The sequence below is a fragment of the Cellulomonas sp. NEAU-ZC6 genome (assembly GCF_056844425.1).
Window position 1 is genome coordinate 1,683,209 of the sequence record NZ_JBXFYH010000001.1, and the last position, 17,505, is coordinate 1,700,713.

The following is a 17,505-nucleotide window of genomic DNA, read 5'->3' on the forward strand; positions in this document are numbered from 1 at the left end:
AGGCTGGCCCGATGGCCCACCTGCTCGGCGGCGAAGCGCTGCACCTGTCCTTCCCCACCAAGAACGTCTTCGACGCGGTGACCGTAGGCCTCAACGAGGGCGACCGGGTGGGCATCGTCGGCCGCAACGGCGACGGCAAGTCCTCCCTGCTCGCGCTGCTGTCCGGGCGCCTGTCCCCCGACGCCGGACGCGTCACCGTCCGGGGCGGGGTGCGGATCGGCGTGCTCGACCAGACCGACACCCTGGACCCCGCGCTCACCGTCGGTGCCGCCGTGGTGGGCGACCGGGCGGAGCACGAGTGGGCCGGCGACCCGAAGGTCCGCGACGTGGTGTCCGGCCTGGTCGGCGACCTGCCGTGGGACAAGCTGGTCGGCGACCTGTCGGGCGGCCAGCGCCGCCGGGTCGCCCTGGCCGCGCTGCTGGCCGGCGACGACGACGTGCTCATGCTGGACGAGCCCACCAACCACCTCGACGTCGAGGCCGTGACCTGGCTCGCGCGGCACCTCAACCGCCGCTGGTCGGCCTCGGCCGGCGGGCTGCTGGTCGTCACCCACGACCGGTGGTTCCTCGACGAGGTCTGCACCGCGACCTGGGAGGTGCACGACGGCATCGTCGAGCCGTTCGAGGGCGGGTACGCCGCCTACGTGCTGCAGCGCGTCGAGCGCGACCGGATGGCCGCCGCCAGCGAGGCCAAGCGGCAGAACCTCATGCGCAAGGAGCTCGCCTGGCTGCGCCGCGGCGCCCCGGCCCGCACCTCCAAGCCGAAGTTCCGCATCGAGGCCGCCAACGAGCTGATCGCCGACGAGCCCCCCGTCCGCAACGCGGTCGAGCTGTCCCGGATGGCCACGTCCCGGCTCGGCAAGGACGTCGTCGACATCGAGGACGTCTCCGTGTCCTACGGGGACCACCAGGTGCTGCGCGACGTCACCTGGCGGATCGCGCCCGGCGAGCGGACCGGAGTGCTCGGCGTGAACGGCGCCGGCAAGTCCACGCTGCTCGGCCTGGTCACGGGCAAGGTCACCGCGACCTCCGGCCGGGTCAAGCGCGGCAAGACCATCAAGGTCGCCACCCTCACGCAGGAGCTCGCCGAGCTCGCGGACATCGCCGACACCCGGGTGAACGACGTGATCGCCCGGTACCGCACGTCGTACGTCGCGGGCGGCAAGGAGATGACGCCCGGCCAGCTGCTCGAGCGCCTCGGCTTCACCGCCGTGCAGCTGCAGACCCCCGTCAAGGACCTGTCCGGCGGGCAGCGCCGGCGCCTGCAGCTGCTGCTGATCCTGCTGGACGAGCCCAACGTGCTGGTGCTGGACGAGCCGTCCAACGACCTCGACACCGACATGCTCGCCGCCATGGAGGACCTGCTCGACACCTGGCCCGGCACGCTGCTGGTCGTCAGCCACGACCGGTACCTGCTGGAGCGGGTCACCGACCAGCAGTACGCCGTGCTCGACGGGCACCTCCGGCACGTGCCGGGCGGCGTCGACGAGTACCTGCGGCTGCTCGAGCGGGCCCGCGCCGGTGCCGGGGCGTCGTCGACCGGCGCGCCGACCGAGGCGTCCGGGGCCGTCGGCGGCGAGACCTCCGGCGGCGGGCTGGACGGCGCGGACCTGCGGGTGGCCAAGAAGGAGCTCGGTGCTCTGGAGCGGCGGATCTCCAAGCTGACGGGGCAGATCGAGGCGCTCGACAAGAAGATGACCGAGCACGACCCTGCCGACTACGGCGGTCTCGCCTCGCTCGGCACGGACAAGGCCGCGCTGGAGGCCGAGATCGGCGAGGTCGAGGAGCGGTGGATGGCGCTGGCGGAGGCCGTGGAGGGCTGAGGCGGCGCCCGGGCGGCGGCGAGCGGGCACCGATCCGTCCACAGGCCGCGGGCCCGAGCGTCGTCCCCAGGTCGGTTCCCGGCGTCGGGCAGGTACCGAGCCGGCGACCCTAGCGTCCCCCTATGACGGAGACCGGCTGGCTCGGCACGTTGTCGCTGCTGGGGCCCGTGGCCACGGGAGCGGCGGCGCTGGTCGCGCTGGCCGTCGGCATCGCCACGATCCGGCAGCGCGACCGGGCCGACCGGCGGGAGCAGTGGTGGCGGCGGGCCGAGTGGGCGCTGGGCCTGACGCTGTCCGGCGACGAGGAGGCCGTCCGGCGCGGGTACGCGGTCCTGGACCACCTGGTCCGCTCCGACCTCGCGACCGACGACGAGCGCGGGCTGCTCAGGGCGGCGAGCGAACTGGGGTTGAACACCCCGGACCTGCCGCCGCACGATGGGAGAGGGGCACCGAGGGCCGATGACGGAGGAGAGGTGTCCGGTGGACCGGTTCGACCAGGAGATCGAGGACCAGGTGCGTCGCCGTGAGGCGATCTACCGGCGGCCGGAGGTGCGGCGTGAGGTGGCCCGGCTCCGGGTCTCCGCGGACGAGCAGCTGGGGCTCGAGACCCCGCAGTGGATCCGTGATCTCGCGCAGCGCCCCCTCCCGCCCCGCGGACGCTGAGGTCTCGGCCTCGCCGGCGGGCGCCGTCCGCTGACCGGTGGCGCTCGCGGACCCGTCCCGGCCACCCCGCGCGCCTCACTAGGATCGACGCATGTCCCGCATCCTCAGCGCAGTCGCCTGGCCGTACGCCAACGGCCCGCGTCACATCGGCCACGTCGCCGGCTTCGGCGTCCCCTCCGACGTGTTCAGCCGCTACATGCGGATGGCGGGCCACGACGTCCTCATGGTCTCCGGCACCGACGAGCACGGGACGCCGATCCTCGTGCAGGCCGAGCAGGAGGGCGTCACGCCCCAGGAGCTCGCCGACCGGTACAACCGCGTCATCGTCGAGGACCTCACGCAGCTGGGCCTGAGCTACGACCTGTTCACCCGCACCACCACCCGCAACCACTACGCCGTGGTGCAGGAGATGTTCCGCACGGTGCACAAGAACGGGTACATGGTCGAGAAGACGACCATGAACGCGATCAGCCCGTCGACGGGCCGCACGCTGCCCGACCGCTACATCGAGGGCACGTGCCCGATCTGCGGCTACGACGGCGCGCGCGGCGACCAGTGCGACAACTGCGGCAACCAGCTGGACGCGATCGAGCTGAAGAACCCGCGCAGCCGGATCAACGGCGAGACGCCGAAGTTCGTCGAGTCGAACCACTTCTTCCTGGACCTGCCGGCGTTCGTCGACGCGCTGGGCGACTGGCTGCGGACCCGCACGGAGTGGCGGCCCAACGTCCTGAAGTTCTCGCTGAACCTGCTGGACGACGTCCGCCCGCGCGCGATGTCCCGCGACATCGACTGGGGCATCCCGATCCCGCTGCCGGGCTGGGAGGAGGACTCCCACAAGCGGCTCTACGTGTGGTTCGACGCGGTGATCGGCTACCTGTCCGCGTCGATCGAGTGGGCGCGCCGCTCGGGCGACCCCGAGGCGTGGCGGCAGTTCTGGACCGACCCCGAGTCGCTGTCCTACTACTTCATGGGCAAGGACAACATCACCTTCCACTCGCAGATCTGGCCGGCCGAGCTGCTCGGCTACGCCGGCGGCGGGTCGAAGGGCGGCGAGCCGGGCGCGTTCGGGAGGCTGAACCTGCCGACCGAGGTCGTGTCGTCCGAGTTCCTCACGATGGAGGGCAAGCAGTTCTCGTCCTCGCGCGGGGTGGTCATCTACGTCCGCGACATGCTCAGCCGGTACCAGCCGGACGCGCTGCGCTACTACATCTCGACCGCCGGGCCCGAGGCGCAGGACGCCGACTTCACCTGGGCCGACTTCAAGCGCCGCACCAACGACGAGCTGGTCGCGGGCTGGGGCAACCTGGTCAACCGGACCGCGAGCATGATCCACAAGAACGTCGGCGCGATCCCGGCGCCCGGCCCGCGGCTCGGCGTGGACGAGGCGCTGCTGGCGACGACCACCACGGCGTTCGGCCGGGTGGGCGAGCTGATCGGCACGCACCGGCACCGCGCCGCGATCGGCGAGGCGATGCGGGTGGTCCAGGAGGCCAACCGCTACATCTCCGAGACCGAGCCGTGGAAGCTCAAGACCGACCCCGAGCGCCTGGGCACCGTGCTGCACACCGCGGCGCAGGCCGTGAGCGACTGCAACACGATGCTGTCGCCGTTCCTGCCGCACTCGGCGCAGAAGGTGCACGAGGCGCTCGGCGGCACGGGCCAGTTCTCCCCGCTGCCGCGGATCGACGAGGTCACCGACCTGGACGACCCGTCGCGGCAGTACCCGGTCATCACGGGCGACTACCGCCGCGGCGTGACGCTGCCGGCGTGGCAGCCCCGCGCGCTGGTGCCGGGCACGCCCGTCGCCAAGCCGGAGCCGGTGTTCACCAAGCTCGACGACGACATGGTCGAGGCCGAGCTCGAGCGCATGCGGCAGGACTGAGTGGGGCGCTCGCGCAACCGGCCGACAGGCTGGGCGCCGTCGCCCGAGCCGCTGCCGGTCCCGGTGGCCGACAACCACACCCACCTGGAGTCGGTGCTGGGCGTCGTGGCGCCCGCCGGTGCGGACGCCGACGGCGAGCCCGCGCCGGTCACGCTCGACGACCACCTGGACCGGGCGGCCGCCGCCGGCGTGCCGCGGATGGTGCAGGTCGGCTGCGACCTGGAGGCCGTGGCGTGGACGGACGCGGTGCTGCGGGTCGACGCCGGGGACCCGGACGCGTCCGCCCCGGTGCCGCTGCGCGCCGGCCGCCGCGCGCTGCTCGGTGCCGTCGCGATCCACCCGAACGAGGCGGTGCTGCACGCCGGCGTGCACGAGGTCGCGCCCGACGGCCTCGAGCCGGACCCCCGGCCGCAGCACGACGTGTCCCTGGACGACGCGATCCAGCGGGTCGCCGAGGTCGCGCGCGCCAACGACCGGGTGCGGGCGATCGGCGAGACCGGGCTCGACTTCTTCCGGGCGGGCCCGCGCGGCCGGGAGGTGCAGCGCGCGGCGTTCCGGGCGCACGTCGCGCTGGCCAAGGAGCTCGGCCTCGCGCTGCAGATCCACGACCGCGACGCGCACGACGACGTGGTCGACGTGCTGCTCCGCGACGGCGCCCCGGAGCGCACGGTGTTCCACTGCTTCTCCGGCGGCGCGGCGCTGGCCGAGGTCTGCGCGCGCGAGGGCTGGTTCGCCTCCTTCGCCGGACCGGTCACCTACGGCGCCAACGACGACCTGCGCGCCGCGCTGCGGGTGCTGCCGCCGGACCTGGTGCTGGTGGAGACCGACGCGCCGTACCTGACCGCGCACCCGCTGCGCGGCCGGCCGAACGCGCCGTACCTGCTGCCGCACACGGTCCGCCGGATCGCGCAGGAGCAGGGCGCGGACCTGGCGGACGTCTGCCGGACGCTGGCCGCGACGACCACCCGCGTCTACGGCGACTGGTAGCCCGCCGTTCCCGTGCGGGCCTGCGGCGCCCTGCAGTCCCGGTGCGCCAGGTTGCCCCCTCCTCCTGGTACCCCTCCCCGGGCAGACCCTGAGGTCGTGGTGACGACCTCGCCGAGCCGCGCCGGCCGCGTGCGGGGCGCCGCCCGAGCGGGTGGTTCCGCCCGTCCCGGGTTCCCGTCCGGGTCACGAATCGGTTACGGTCGTGAGGTTGTCCCGGCGTGCGTCCCCCTCCCCGCGCCGAACCGACCTGCTGGAGCCCCCCGCGTGCCTGCGCCCGAGCCCTCCGTGACCGCTGTGCCGTCGACCGGTGACCCCGCCCGTCACCCGGAGCGGGACCGGTCCCGCCGACGAACCCGTCGGCTCCGCCTGGGTGCGCAGGGCCTCGCGCTCGTGCTGGTCGCCGGCGCGACGACCGCGTTCGCCGGCCTGCACAAGACGGTGACCGTCGAGGTCGACGGCGACACGGTCGAGGTCACGGCGTTCGGCCGCACGGTGGGCCAGGTGCTCGCGGCCGGCGACATCACGGTCGGCGACCAGGACCTCGTGGCCCCCGGGCTCGGCGAGACGGTCGGCGACGGTGCGCAGATCGTCGTCCGGCACGGCCGCGAGCTCGCGGTCGAGGTCGACGGCGAGGAGCGCACCGTGTGGACGACCGCGCTCACGGTCGGCGAGGCGGTCGAGGGGCTCGGCCTGCGCGACGACCAGACGATGCTGTCCGCGTCCCGCTCGGCGTCGCTGACCCGCGAGGACGTCCTGCGCGTCTCCACGCAGAAGACCCTGCACCTGGCCGTCGACGGCCAGGTGATCGACGGCGTGACCAGCGCGGGCACCGTCCGCGACGCGCTGCGCGAGATCGGCCTGGTGCTGAACGAGGGCGACCGCGTGTCGGTGCCGCTCGACGCGACCGCGACGGACGGGCTGGTCGTCCTGGTGACCCGCGCCGCGACCGCCGGCGAGACCGTCACCGAGGCGGTGCCGTTCGAGGAGCAGGAGGTCGAGGACCCCACGCTCGCGAAGGGCACCCGCGAGGTCGAGACCGCCGGCCGCGCCGGCGTGCGGACCACCACCTACAGCACCGCGACCGTGGGCGGCGCGGTCGTCGACCGCCAGGTGGTCGCGTCCGCCGTCACCGTGCCGCCGGTGACCCAGGTGGTCAAGGTCGGCACCATGGAGGTCGCCGCCGGCGTGAACATCTCCGTGTCGCCGGGCAGCGCGCAGGAGATCGGCAAGCAGCTCGCCGCCGCGCGCGGCTGGGGCGACGACCAGTTCGCCTGCCTGCTGCAGCTGTGGAACAAGGAGAGCGGCTGGCGCGTCGACGCCGAGAACACGTCGTCCGGCGCCTACGGCATCCCGCAGTCGCTGCCCGGGTCCAAGATGGCCAGCGTCGGCGCGGACTGGCGCACCAACCCCGCGACCCAGATCACCTGGGGCCTGAACTACATCGGCGGCCGGTACGGCGACCCGTGCGGCGCATGGTCCGCCTCCCAGGCCAAGGGCTGGTACTGACCTGCGGGTCCGCCGCGAGCACTTGGCAGAGGGTCACGAATAGGTTACGGTCGCGTGTCGCTCGTGACAGACCGGTGATCCCGGACCACGGGCAGCCACCCCGTGCGAACGCGCGCGGATCGTAGGACCACCGCCGGATCGAGGATCCGGGACCGACGGGTGCGGCACCTCCCTCCAGGTGCTGCCGCCGCCGCGGGGCCACCGGCCCCGGGCACCGCCGGGCGCCGCCTCGCGTGACGCACCCCGAACCTCGTGCCCGGGACCGCCGTCGTCTGGAACACCTTGACCTCCTTCTCCCGTCGCGCCCTCGCGCGTCTCGCCGCCACGCCCGCCGCCCTGCGCACCCGCGTCGTCCGCAACACCACGGACCCCGGGTCCGCGGACGGCACCCAGCCCGCCGACGAGCGCCGGTCGCGCCGGGGACGCGTGCGCCTGATCGGCGCCGCGACCGCGGTCGTGGTGCTCGCCACCGGCGGCGTCGCCGTCGCGGACGCCCACAAGACCGTCACGCTGGACGTCGACGGCGTCGAGACCACCGTCTCCACCTTCGCCGGCAGCGTCGAGGGTCTCCTCGACGAGCAGCAGCTGGACCTGGGCGAGCGGGACACCGTCAGCCCGTCCGGCGCCCTGCAGGACGGCGTCGACGTCGTCGTGCGGCACGCGCACCAGGTGACCATCCAGGCCGACGGCGCCGAGCAGACGGTCTGGACGACCGCGCTCACCGCCGACGAGGCCCTCGAGATGCTGGCCACCCGCGGCGACGACGTGCGCCTGGTCGCCTCCCGCTCCGCCGCCGGCGGCCGCCCGGACCTGTCCCTGGACCTCACCCTCGACGGCCCCGCCGCCGTGCAGGTGGACGGCCAGACGCTCACCGTCCCGGACGGCAGCACCACCGTCGCCGAGGCGCTGGACGCGTTGAAGATCGAGCTCACCGCGCTGGACCGCGTCAGCGTCCAGCACGCCGGGGACCGCGTCACCGTCGTCGTGAACCGCGTCGTCGTGCAGGACGTCACCACCACCAGCGAGGTGCCGTTCAACGCCGTCGAGCAGGAGGACGCCTCGATCTACGTCGGCACCTCCAAGGTGACCACCGCCGGCGTGCCCGGCGTGCGCACGGTCGTCGAGCGCGTCACCACGGTCGACGGGGCCGAGACCGCCCGCGAGCCCGTCTCCGACGCGGTGACCCAGGCGCCGGTCGACCAGGTCACCAACGTCGGCACCAAGAAGAAGCCGGTCGTCACCGCCGCGCCCAGCGCGCCGGCCGGCGGCGGCACCCCCGCGGTCGGCGGCGGCGACGCCGCGGGCCTCAACTGGGGCGCCCTGGCCGCCTGCGAGTCCGGCGGCCGCGTGGACGCCGTCTCCGCGAGCGGCAAGTACCACGGCCTCTACCAGTTCTCGGTGGCGACCTGGGGCGCCGTCGGCGGCGCGGGTCTGCCCTCGCAGGCCTCGGCCGAGGAGCAGACGGCGCGCGCGCAGATGCTCTACAACCGCTCCGGCGCCGGCCAGTGGCCGCACTGCGGGCCGCGCCTGTTCAGCTAGGCTCGCCCGCATGTCCTCGAGCACCGGCCCCGTCGCACCAGCGGCGGGGCCGTTGCTCGGTCCGGCCGAGATCCGCGCGCTCGCCGAGCGCGCCGGGGTCCGGCCGACCAAGACCCTCGGGCAGAACTTCGTGCTCGACGGCGGCACGGTGCGCAAGATCGTGCGCCAGGCCGACGTCGTCGCGGGCGAGCGCGTCGTCGAGGTCGGGCCGGGGCTCGGCTCGCTGACGCTGGGCCTGCTGGAGGCCGGCGCGGACGTCGTCGCCGTCGAGATCGACCCGGTGCTCGGCACGCTGCTGCCCGAGACCGTCCGCCGGCACGTCCCGGGCGTGGTGGTGGACTCCGTCGACCTGCCGGACGTCGTGCCCGGCCCGGCCGGCGAGCCCGACCCCGGCCCGCCCGCGCACCCGTCGCTGACCGTCGTCCGCGGTGACGCGCTCGACGTGACGGCGCTGCCGGGCCGCGCCCCGACCGCGCTGGTCGCCAACCTGCCGTACAACGTGTCGGTCCCGGTGCTGCTGACGTTCCTCGAGCGGTTCCCGACCCTGGAGCGCGTGCTGGTCATGGTGCAGGCCGAGGTCGCCGACCGGCTGGCCGCGCCCCCGGGGAGCCGGACCTACGGCGTGCCGTCCGCCAAGGTCGCCTGGTACGCGTCCGCGCGCCGCACCGCCACCGTCGGCCGGTCCGTGTTCTGGCCCGCGCCGAACGTCGACTCCGCCCTGGTCCGGATGGACCGGCGCGAGCCGCCCGCCACGACCGCGACGCGGGAGCAGGTGTTCGCCGTGATCGACGGGGCGTTCGCGCAGCGGCGCAAGATGCTCCGGTCGGCCCTGGCGTCGATGGCCGGCGGCGCCGAGCACGCCGTCCGCGCGATCCAGGAGGCCGGCGTGGACCCGCAGGCCCGGGGCGAGGCGCTCGACGTGACGGCGCTCGCCCGGGTCGCCGAGCGGCTGCACGCCGGGGCCTGAGCCGGCTCGGCGCACCGGCCGCCCGGCCGGTCCGCAGACCTCGCGCCGGACGCGCGCGGACCTGGCACAGTGGGACCCGTGACCGACCTGCGCCTCGCCCCCCGCACCGGACGTGAGGTGCGGGTCCGGGCGCCCGGCAAGGTCAACCTCTCGCTGCGCGTGGGCCCCCGCCGCCCCGACGGCTACCACCCGCTCGCCACCGTGTTCCAGGCGGTCTCGGTCTACGAGGACGTGGTCGCGTCCGCGGCGGACGACCTGCGGGTGACCGTCTCCGGGCCGCAGGCCGACCTGGTGCCCACCGACGACTCCAACCTCGCGCTGCGCGCGGCCCGGGCCCTCGCCGCCCGCACCGGCGTGGACGACGGCGTGCACCTGCACCTGCACAAGGCCGTGCCCGTCGCGGGCGGCATGGCCGGCGGCTCCGCCGACGCCGCCGCCGCGCTGCTGGCCTGCGACGCGTTCTGGGGCACGGCGCTGCCCCGCGAGGAGCTGCACGAGGTCGCCGCGGAGCTCGGCTCGGACGTGCCGTTCCTGCTCATGGGGCAGACGGCGGTCGGCTCGGGCCGCGGCGACCTGCTGACCGCGGCGCTGTCCCGGGGCGAGTACCACTGGGCCTTCGGCGTCCGGGACTCCGGCCTGTCGACGCCGCGGGTCTACGAGGAGTTCGACGCGCTCGCCCACGGCCGCGACGCCCTCGACACGGACGGCGACGTCGCCCTGCTGCAGGCCCTGCGCGCCGGCGACGCCCCGGCGGTCGGCGCGCTGCTGCACAACGACCTGCAGGACGCGGCCGTCGAGCTCGCGCCCGGCCTGGTCGAGACGCTGGCCGTGGCCGAGGACGCCGGCGCGCTCGGCGTGGTCGTCTCCGGCTCGGGCCCGACCGTCGCGGCGCTGGCCCGCAGCCGGCAGCACGCGCTGGTGATCGCCGCGGCCATGACCGCCGCCGGGGTCGCCGACTCGGTGCTCACCGCCTCCGGGCCGGTGCCCGGCGCGCGGGTGGTGGCCGGCTCGGACGTGCTCTAGCCGACCACCCGGCCGCCGGCGCGGTCAGTCCGCGCGCGTCACGTCGCCCGAGCCGTCGACCTGGCTGGTGACCTCGGGGTCCCCGGCGTAGGTCACCGAGCCCGAGCCGCCGATCGAGGCGTCCAGGCGGCGCGCCGCGTGCACCTCGATGGAGCCCGACCCGCCGATGGCGGCCTCGACGTCGTCGGCGCGGAGGTCCTCGGCCTCGATGCCGCCGGACCCGTCGATGCCGAACCGGGCGGTGGCCGTGCGGCCCGACAGCTCGACGTCGCCGGAGCCGTCGATGGAGGCCGCGACCTCGTCGGCGTCGACCCCGTCGATCTCGATGCTCCCGGAGCCGGAGATCAGCACGCGCAGCTCGTCGCCGGTCACGTCGGACCCGGTGACGTCGCCGGACCCGGAGATGAGGACCTGCTGCAGCTCGCCGACCACCAGCTCGTACTCGACGTCGCCGAGGTCCTGGAACCCGAACGACCCGCGCGCGTCCAGCACCAGCACGCCGTCCCGGACCTCCGACACCAGCCGGTCCTGCGTCCCCTCGGGGGCGCGCACCGTCAGCGACGGGGTGTCGCCGCGGCGCACCGTCAGGTCGCCGGACGACGCGAGCTCCACCGAGCGCACGTCGTCGATCTCGACGTCGCGGCTCACCACCGGCCCGCCGCCGCCCACGCACCCGGTCAGCCCGAGCACCAGCCCCGCACCGACCGCTCCTGCTGCCAGTGCCGTCGTCCGCCGTGCCATGCTCGCTCCTCGTGCCGGGCGCGGGGACGTCCCCCGCGTCGCGCTCCGAGCCTGCCAGCCCGGGGCACCGCGCCGACATCGGGGAGTCCCCTGAACGCACCCTGAGGAGGACCCGAGGGTCCCGCTGCTGGAGCGGCGCGGCGAGGTCAGGACTCCAGGCGGGTCAGCCCCCGGCGCAGCCCGCGGACGGCCTGGGCGATCCGCTGCTCGTTCTCGATCAGCGCGAACCGCACGTGCCCGTCGCCGCCCGGGCCGAACCCGACACCCGGCGAGACGGCGACGTCGCAGTCCCGGACCAGCATCTCGGTGAACTCGATCGAGCCGAGCTCGCGGTACGGCTCCGGGATGCGCGCCCAGGCGAACATGGTGCCGCGGGGCCGCAGGATGTCCCAGCCGATCCGGCCCAGGCCGTCGACCAGCGCGTTGCGCCGGCTCTCGTACACCGACGACAGCTCGGCCGGGTAGTCGAGCGCCTCGTTCAGCGTCACGGTCGCCGCGATCTGGATCGGCTGGAACGTGCCGTAGTCCAGATACGACTTGAGCTTGGCCAGCGCGCCGACCACGTCGCGGCGGCCGACCAGGAACGCGACCCGCCAGCCCGCCATCGAGTACGACTTGGTCATCGAGTACAGCTCGACCGCGACCTCCGTCGCACCGACGCACTGCATGATGGACGGCGGCGTCCAGCCGTCGAAGCACATGTCCGCGTACGCGAGGTCGTGCACCAGGACGACGTCCCGCTCCCGCGCCCAGTCGACCAGCCGCTGCAGGTCGTGCAGCTCGACGGTCGTCGTCGTGGGGTTGTGCGGGAACGACAGCACGACCACCCGCGGCTTGGGCCAGCCCAGGTCCCACGCCTCCATCACGCGGTCGACGTAGCCGGCGCCGTCGGTGCCGTCGCCGATCGGCACCTGGCGGGCGTCCGCCCCGGCGAAGTACGGGCCCCAGATGTGGATCGGGTACGACGGCGTCGGCACGAGCGCGGCGTCCCCGGGCTGCAGCAGCACCCACATGAGGTGGCTGAACCCCTCCTTGGCGCCGATGGTCGAGATGACCTCGGTGTCCGGGTCCAGCGTCACGCCGAACCGGCGCAGGTAGTGGTCCGCCACCGCCTGCCGCAGCTTGGGGATGCCGCGCGAGGCGGAGTACCGGTGGTTGCGGGTGTTCTGCGCCGCCTCGGCCAGCTTGTCGACCGCGATCTGCGGGCTGGGCAGGTCGGGGTTGCCGAACCCCAGGTCCACCACGTCGCGGCCGGCGCGGCGCGCCTCGACCTTGAGCGTGTCGATGATCGTGAACACGTACGGCGGCAGGCCGGGGATGCGACGGAACTCCATGGGCCGACGCTAGACCCGCGGGCCGCGCCGCGCGTGGAGGCCGTGCGGAGGCTTCGGGGCGGGTCAGCGACCGCGCGCCGCGAGCGCCGCCGCGTACAGCTCGCGCTTCGGCACGCCCGCCACCTGCGCGACCTCCGCCACCGCCTCCTTCAGCCGCTCGCCGCCGTCCACCCGGGACAGCACCTCGGCGACCAGGTCCGCCGTCGACGCGACCTCGCGCGCCGGCGCCCCGGCGACGACCACCGCGATCTCGCCGCGGACCTCGCCGGCCGCCGCCCACGCCGCGAGCGCCCCGAGCCCGTCCCGGACGACCTCCTCGTACGTCTTGGTCAGCTCCCGGCACACCGCCGCCGGGCGGTCGGCGCCGAACGCGGTGGCCATGTCCGCCAGGGTCGCCGCGAGCCGGTGCGGCGCCTCGAAGAACACCATCGTGCGGGGCTCGCGGTCCAGCGCGGCGAACGACCGGGCGCGCTCTCCCGGCTTGCGCGGCGGGAAGCCCTCGAAGCAGAACCGGTCCGTCGGCAGGCCCGACAGCGCGAGCGCGGTCAGCACCGCGCTCGGCCCGGGCGCGGCCGTGACCGTCAGCCCCGCGTCCACCGCGGCGGCCACCACCCGGAACCCGGGGTCCGAGACCGCCGGCATGCCCGCGTCGGTGACGACCAGCACCGTGCCGCCGTCCGCGACCACCGCGAGCAGCTCCGGGGTGCTGGCCGCCTCGTTGTGCTCGTGGTGGCTCATGACGCGGCCGCCGACGGTCACGCCCATCCGGGCGGCGAGCGCGCGCAGCCGGCGGGTGTCCTCGGCGGCGACGACGTCGGCCTCCTGGAGCAGCCGGCGCAGCCGGGGCGACGCGTCCTCGACGTCGCCGATGGGGGTCGCCGCGAGCACGAGGCGGCCGGTGCCGGGGGTGGAGGAGGTCACGCGGGCCAGCCTGCCACCTCCGCGCCGCACCGGTTGCCGTCCCGCCGCGCGCTGGCAGGCTGGCCCGCATGGCGACCGACCGCACCGTGCTGTCCGGCTTCCTGTTCGGGTGCGGGATCGCCGCGTCCGTGATCGACCTGTTCGTGTTCCACCTCGGGCTGCAGTGGCACCACTTCTACGACCTGTCGACCACCGAGGTCGCGCTCACCGCCGACGGGCTCTTCCACGCGTTCGGCTGGTTCGTCACCGTCGCCGGGCTGTTCCTGCTGGCGGACGTGCGGCGCCGCGACGGCGTCCGGTGGGCCCGCTGGACCGGGGCGGTGCTCGCGGGCGTCGGCGCCTTCCAGCTGCTCGACGGGGTGGTGAACCACAAGCTGCTCGGCATCCACCAGATCCGGTACGGCGTGGACCTGCTCGTCTACGACGTGACGTGGATCGGGTCGGCGGTGCTGGTGCTGCTGGCCGGGCTGGTGCTGCTGCGGCGCACCCGGTCCCGGGTCGCCGGCGGACCCGCCCCGGCGCGCCCGGCCTGAGGGGCCCGTCGTGCACGGCCACGGGACCGGGGAGGCGTCGGGCCGGCTGACCGGGTGGGAGCTGCTGGACGTGGTGGTGGTGCTCGCGCTGCTCGGTGCAGCGGCCCTCTACCTGTCCGCGCTGCTGCTCGCCCGGTCCCGGAGCCCGTGGCCGGTGCGACGGACCGCCCTGTGGCTGCTCGGGCTGGCCTGCGTCGGTGCGGCGCTGGTCGGGCCGCTCGCCACCGCCGCCCGGCAGAGCTTCACCGCGCACTCGGCCGCACACCTGCTGCTCGGGATGCTCGGGCCGCTGCTGCTGGTGCTGGGGGCGCCCGTGACGCTGGCGCTGCGGGCGCTGCCGGTCACCGCGGCGCGGTCCCTGGTCCGCGTGCTGCGCACCCCGGTGGTGCGGGTGGTGACGCACCCGGTCGTGGCGGGGACGCTCGACGCCGGCGGGCTCTGGCTGCTGTACGGGACGGACCTGTACGCGCGGATGCACACGTCCCCGCTGCTGCACGCCGCCGTGCACCTGCACGTGCTCCTCGCGGGGTACCTGTTCACCGCGTCCGTCGTGGGCCGCGACCCCGACCCGCACCGTGCGTCGGTGCGGGTGCGGTCGGCGGTGCTGGTCGCGTTCGTCGCCGCCCACTCGGTGCTCGCGAAGTGGCTGTACGCGCACCCGCCCGCCGGCGTCGACCCCGTGGACGCCCGGGTGGGGGCGCAGCTCATGTACTACGGCGGGGACGTCGTGGACGTGACGCTCGTCGTGCTGCTGCTGGGCGGGTGGTACGCGGCGACGCGGCCGCGGGCCGCGGTGCCCCGGCTGGTGGCGGCGGGCGTGGTGGCTCAGAACCGGGGGTAGGTCCTCGACAGGTCGACGATCCACTGCGGCGTCTCGAGCCCCCGTCGCTCGTCGTTCGCCACCTGGACCCTGGCCGCCTCCGCACGCACCGCCGGGTGCACGTCGTGCGCGAACCTCTCCGGCCTCGTCGCCGGCAGGTGCCGGAACGGGGGCGCCGCACGTCCCGTGACGCCCTCGGCGGTCCCGCGGCCGGCCTTGCGTCTCCACCTCATCGAGCACCTCCTCCGCCGAGTCTGTCCGAGGTGCCGGAGCCCCGTCGATCCCCACTTTCCGGACATCCCGCGCGTTCCCGGTCGTCGGGTTCCGCCTCGCTCTGCCAGAGCCGGTCGACCGCCGCGTCGACCAGGTCGCTCTCGTGCTCACCGGCCCACTCGCTCCGGGCCAGGGCGCGCAGCATCCGCAACCCGATCGCCTGCGTGCGGCCGTCGTCGCTCAGCACCCGCTCGAGCGCCCACTGCGCACGGGCCCACCACTGCACCTTGCGGTCCACCCACTGCTGCCGCGCCGCGTTCGCCCGGGCGGCGCGGTACGCGATCGCGGCCGCGACGATCGCCGCGGTGCCGCCGAAGCCCGCGCTGCGCGACCACTCCGCCAGCCACCGCGCGGCCTCGGCGGGCTCCGCCGAGGCCCGCACCCGCCCGAGCAGCACGCCCGCACCGAGCAGCATCGCCGCACCGAGCACGACCGCCGCGGCGCGCACCGCGCCGCCCATCCGCACCGCGTCCCGCACCCGCCCTCCTCCCGTCGCCTGGCGCCTTGCGGCTTGCGCCTGGCGCCTGGCGCCTGGCGCCTGGCGCTCACCGTGCCAGCGGCCGTCCCGGCCGCGCCAGCCGCTCGAGCCCGCCCTGGGGACCGCACCCCGGCGCGCCGTGCACCGGTCGGCGCGTCGCACCGCGCAGGTGCTGCTCAGCGGCCGCCCCTACGATGACGACCGTGCCCCAGCCCGACGACCAGCCCGCGGCCCGGTCCGACGTCCCCGGCACGTCCGGCGAGCCCGCCGAGCCCGCCGAGCCCGAGCGCCGGTTCCCGCCGGTCGTCGCCCCGGACCCCGCGCCGGCGCACGAGCCGCACGAGCACCACCTGCACGACGCCCCCGCGCGGACGCTCGCCCTGCCCGCGAGCGCCGACCCCGACCGCGCCGACGACCCCGCGCTGTCCACGCACGACCGCCTGCTGGTGCAGCTGCTCGGTGCCCGGACGCTGCTGCTCGGCGCCACCCGTCGCGCCCGCGTCACGGGCTGGCTGTGGCCGCTCGCCGTCACCCTGCTGGCCGGCGTGCTGCGGTTCTGGCAGCTCGGCCGCCCGCACGAGCTGGTGTTCGACGAGACGTACTACGTGAAGCAGGCGTACTCCCTGCTGACCCTCGGCTACGAGGGCCGGTGGGGCGAGGACGCCAACGCGCTGTTCGCCGCCGGGGACGGCTCGGCCCTCGGCACGGGCGCGGAGTACGTGGTGCACCCGCCGGTGGGCAAGTGGCTGATCGCGCTGGGCATGCAGCTGGGCGGCGGGTTCGAGTCGTCGGCCGCCTGGCGCCTGGCCTCCGCCGTGGCAGGCACGCTCGCGGTGCTGCTGGTCGCGCGGATCGGCCGGCGGCTGTTCGCGTCGACGGCGCTCGGCACGGTCGCCGGCCTGCTGCTGGCCGTCGACGGCGAGGCGATCGTCCACTCCCGCACCGGCCTGCTGGACAGCTTCGTGATGTTCTTCGCCCTGGCGGCGTTCGGCGCGCTGCTGCTGGACCGGGACCAGGCGCGGCGCCGGCTCGCCGCCCGGACGGCGGCGGTGCTGGACTCCGGCGCAGCGCTGGGGAGCGGACCGGGGCTCGGCTGGCGGTGGTGGCGGTTCGCCGCCGCCGTGCTGCTCGGGCTGTGCATCGGGACCAAGTGGTCCGGGCTGTACTTCCTGGCCGTCTTCGGGCTGCTGTCGGTCGCCTGGGACGCCACCGCCCGCCGGTCCGTCGGGGTGCGGCACTGGGTGCCGGCGACGCTCTGGCGGGACGCCGTGCCCGCGGGGCTGGTGGTGGTGCTCACCGCCGCCGCGACCTACCTCGCGACCTGGTGGTCCTGGTTCGCGCACCCCGGGTCGTACCTGCGGCAGTGGGCCGTCGAGCACCCGGGCGAGGGCGTCACGTGGCTGCCACCGGCGCTGCGCTCGCTCTGGCACTTCCACGGGGAGATGTGGCAGTTCCACACCACCCTGACCGCCGAGCACGCCTACGCGGCGCACCCGCTCGGCTGGATCGTCCAGTGGCGGCCGACCTCGTTCTACTACCCGACGAGCGTCTCGGGGCTGTCGGGCGCGGAGGCGCAGGAGGCCTGCGGGGCGGACGCGTGCTCGCAGGCGATCACCTCGCTCGGCAACCCCGTGCTGTGGTGGCTCGGCGCGCTCGCGGTGCTGGTGGCGCTGTACTGGCTGGTCGTCCGCCGGGACTGGCGCGCCGGGGCCGTGCTGGCCGGGATCGCCGCCGGCTGGCTGCCGTGGTTCGCCTACGCGCACCGGACGATCTTCACGTTCTACTCGATCGCGTTCACGCCGTGGGTGGTGCTGTCCGTGGTCCTCGTCCTGGCGCTGCTGGTGCAGACCGACGACGCGCGGCAGCGCCGGCGGGGCATCGCGGTGACGGCGGCGCTGCTCACCGTGGTGGTCGCGGTGAGCGCGTTCTTCTACCCCGTGTGGACCGGGTGGGTCGTGCCGTACGACTTCTGGCACCTGCACATGTGGCTGGCCTCCTGGATCTGAGGTCCG

At 75.2% G+C, this 17,505-nt stretch carries 16 protein-coding genes; 11 read left to right on the top strand and 5 right to left on the bottom strand.

What is annotated here, in order from left to right; all coding sequences use genetic code 11:
• Positions 1-11: 11 nt before the first annotated feature.
• The 8 genes from AC1050_RS07705 (at position 12) to AC1050_RS07740 (ending at position 10,393) form a co-directional block, all read left to right on the top strand.
• Positions 12-1,823, top strand: a complete 1,812-nt coding sequence (locus AC1050_RS07705; RefSeq protein WP_482386764.1) for an ABC-F family ATP-binding cassette domain-containing protein — start codon at positions 12-14, stop codon at positions 1,821-1,823.
• Between the two features lie 122 nt (positions 1,824-1,945).
• Positions 1,946-2,350 (top strand): hypothetical protein, encoded by a 405-nt coding sequence (locus AC1050_RS07710; RefSeq protein ID WP_482386765.1) that lies wholly within the window; start codon positions 1,946-1,948, stop codon positions 2,348-2,350.
• A gap of 227 nt (positions 2,351-2,577) precedes the next feature.
• On the top strand, positions 2,578-4,371 hold the full coding sequence (gene metG, locus AC1050_RS07715; protein ID WP_482386766.1) for a methionine--tRNA ligase: 1,794 nt from the start codon (positions 2,578-2,580) through the stop codon (positions 4,369-4,371).
• Positions 4,372-5,358, top strand: coding sequence for a TatD family hydrolase (locus AC1050_RS07720; protein ID WP_482386767.1), 987 nt, complete (start codon positions 4,372-4,374; stop codon positions 5,356-5,358).
• Positions 5,359-5,643: 285 nt separating this feature from the next.
• Positions 5,644-6,864, top strand: a complete 1,221-nt coding sequence (locus AC1050_RS07725) for an aggregation-promoting factor C-terminal-like domain-containing protein (RefSeq protein WP_482386768.1) — start codon at positions 5,644-5,646, stop codon at positions 6,862-6,864.
• Positions 6,865-7,116: 252 nt separating this feature from the next.
• Entirely contained in the window at positions 7,117-8,403 is a 1,287-nt protein-coding gene (locus AC1050_RS07730) for a ubiquitin-like domain-containing protein (RefSeq protein WP_482386769.1), read from the top strand.
• A gap of 10 nt (positions 8,404-8,413) precedes the next feature.
• Entirely contained in the window at positions 8,414-9,370 is a 957-nt protein-coding gene (locus AC1050_RS07735) for a ribosomal RNA small subunit methyltransferase A (RefSeq protein WP_482386770.1), read from the top strand.
• A gap of 78 nt (positions 9,371-9,448) precedes the next feature.
• The gene (locus AC1050_RS07740) at positions 9,449-10,393 is read left to right on the top strand and encodes a 4-(cytidine 5'-diphospho)-2-C-methyl-D-erythritol kinase (protein ID WP_482386771.1); all 945 of its coding nucleotides are present in this window, start codon (positions 9,449-9,451) and stop codon (positions 10,391-10,393) included.
• A gap of 24 nt (positions 10,394-10,417) precedes the next feature.
• On the opposite strand, the gene AC1050_RS07745 is transcribed toward AC1050_RS07740, so the two are convergent.
• The 3 genes from AC1050_RS07745 to rsmI form a co-directional block, all read right to left on the bottom strand.
• On the bottom strand, positions 10,418-11,134 hold the full coding sequence (locus AC1050_RS07745; protein WP_482386772.1) for a head GIN domain-containing protein: 717 nt from the start codon (positions 11,132-11,134) through the stop codon (positions 10,418-10,420).
• A 146-nt stretch (positions 11,135-11,280) separates the two neighbouring features.
• Positions 11,281-12,468, bottom strand: a complete 1,188-nt coding sequence (locus AC1050_RS07750) for an aminotransferase class I/II-fold pyridoxal phosphate-dependent enzyme (RefSeq protein ID WP_482386773.1) — start codon at positions 12,466-12,468, stop codon at positions 11,281-11,283.
• Between the two features lie 63 nt (positions 12,469-12,531).
• Positions 12,532-13,389: a 16S rRNA (cytidine(1402)-2'-O)-methyltransferase gene (rsmI, locus tag AC1050_RS07755; RefSeq protein ID WP_482386774.1), complete on the bottom strand. Its 858-nt coding sequence runs from the start codon at positions 13,387-13,389 to the stop codon at positions 12,532-12,534.
• Between the two features lie 68 nt (positions 13,390-13,457).
• Between rsmI and AC1050_RS07760 the strand changes: the two genes are divergently transcribed.
• The gene (locus tag AC1050_RS07760) at positions 13,458-13,922 is read left to right on the top strand and encodes a DUF2243 domain-containing protein (RefSeq protein ID WP_482386775.1); all 465 of its coding nucleotides are present in this window, start codon (positions 13,458-13,460) and stop codon (positions 13,920-13,922) included.
• Between the two features lie 10 nt (positions 13,923-13,932).
• Positions 13,933-14,763: a cytochrome c oxidase assembly protein gene (locus AC1050_RS07765; protein ID WP_482386776.1), complete on the top strand. Its 831-nt coding sequence runs from the start codon at positions 13,933-13,935 to the stop codon at positions 14,761-14,763.
• On the opposite strand, the gene AC1050_RS07770 is transcribed toward AC1050_RS07765, so the two are convergent.
• The gene (locus AC1050_RS07770; RefSeq protein WP_482386777.1) at positions 14,748-14,975 is read right to left on the bottom strand and encodes a hypothetical protein; all 228 of its coding nucleotides are present in this window, start codon (positions 14,973-14,975) and stop codon (positions 14,748-14,750) included. The two genes, AC1050_RS07765 and AC1050_RS07770, sit on opposite strands and share 16 nt — an antisense overlap.
• Positions 14,972-15,493, bottom strand: a complete 522-nt coding sequence (locus AC1050_RS07775; RefSeq protein WP_482386778.1) for a hypothetical protein — start codon at positions 15,491-15,493, stop codon at positions 14,972-14,974. The genes AC1050_RS07770 and AC1050_RS07775 overlap by 4 nt, the downstream gene beginning before the upstream one ends.
• Positions 15,494-15,687: 194 nt before the next feature.
• Between AC1050_RS07775 and AC1050_RS07780 the strand changes: the two genes are divergently transcribed.
• Positions 15,688-17,499, top strand: a complete 1,812-nt coding sequence (locus AC1050_RS07780; protein WP_482386779.1) for a dolichyl-phosphate-mannose--protein mannosyltransferase — start codon at positions 15,688-15,690, stop codon at positions 17,497-17,499.
• Positions 17,500-17,505 lie beyond the last annotated feature (6 nt).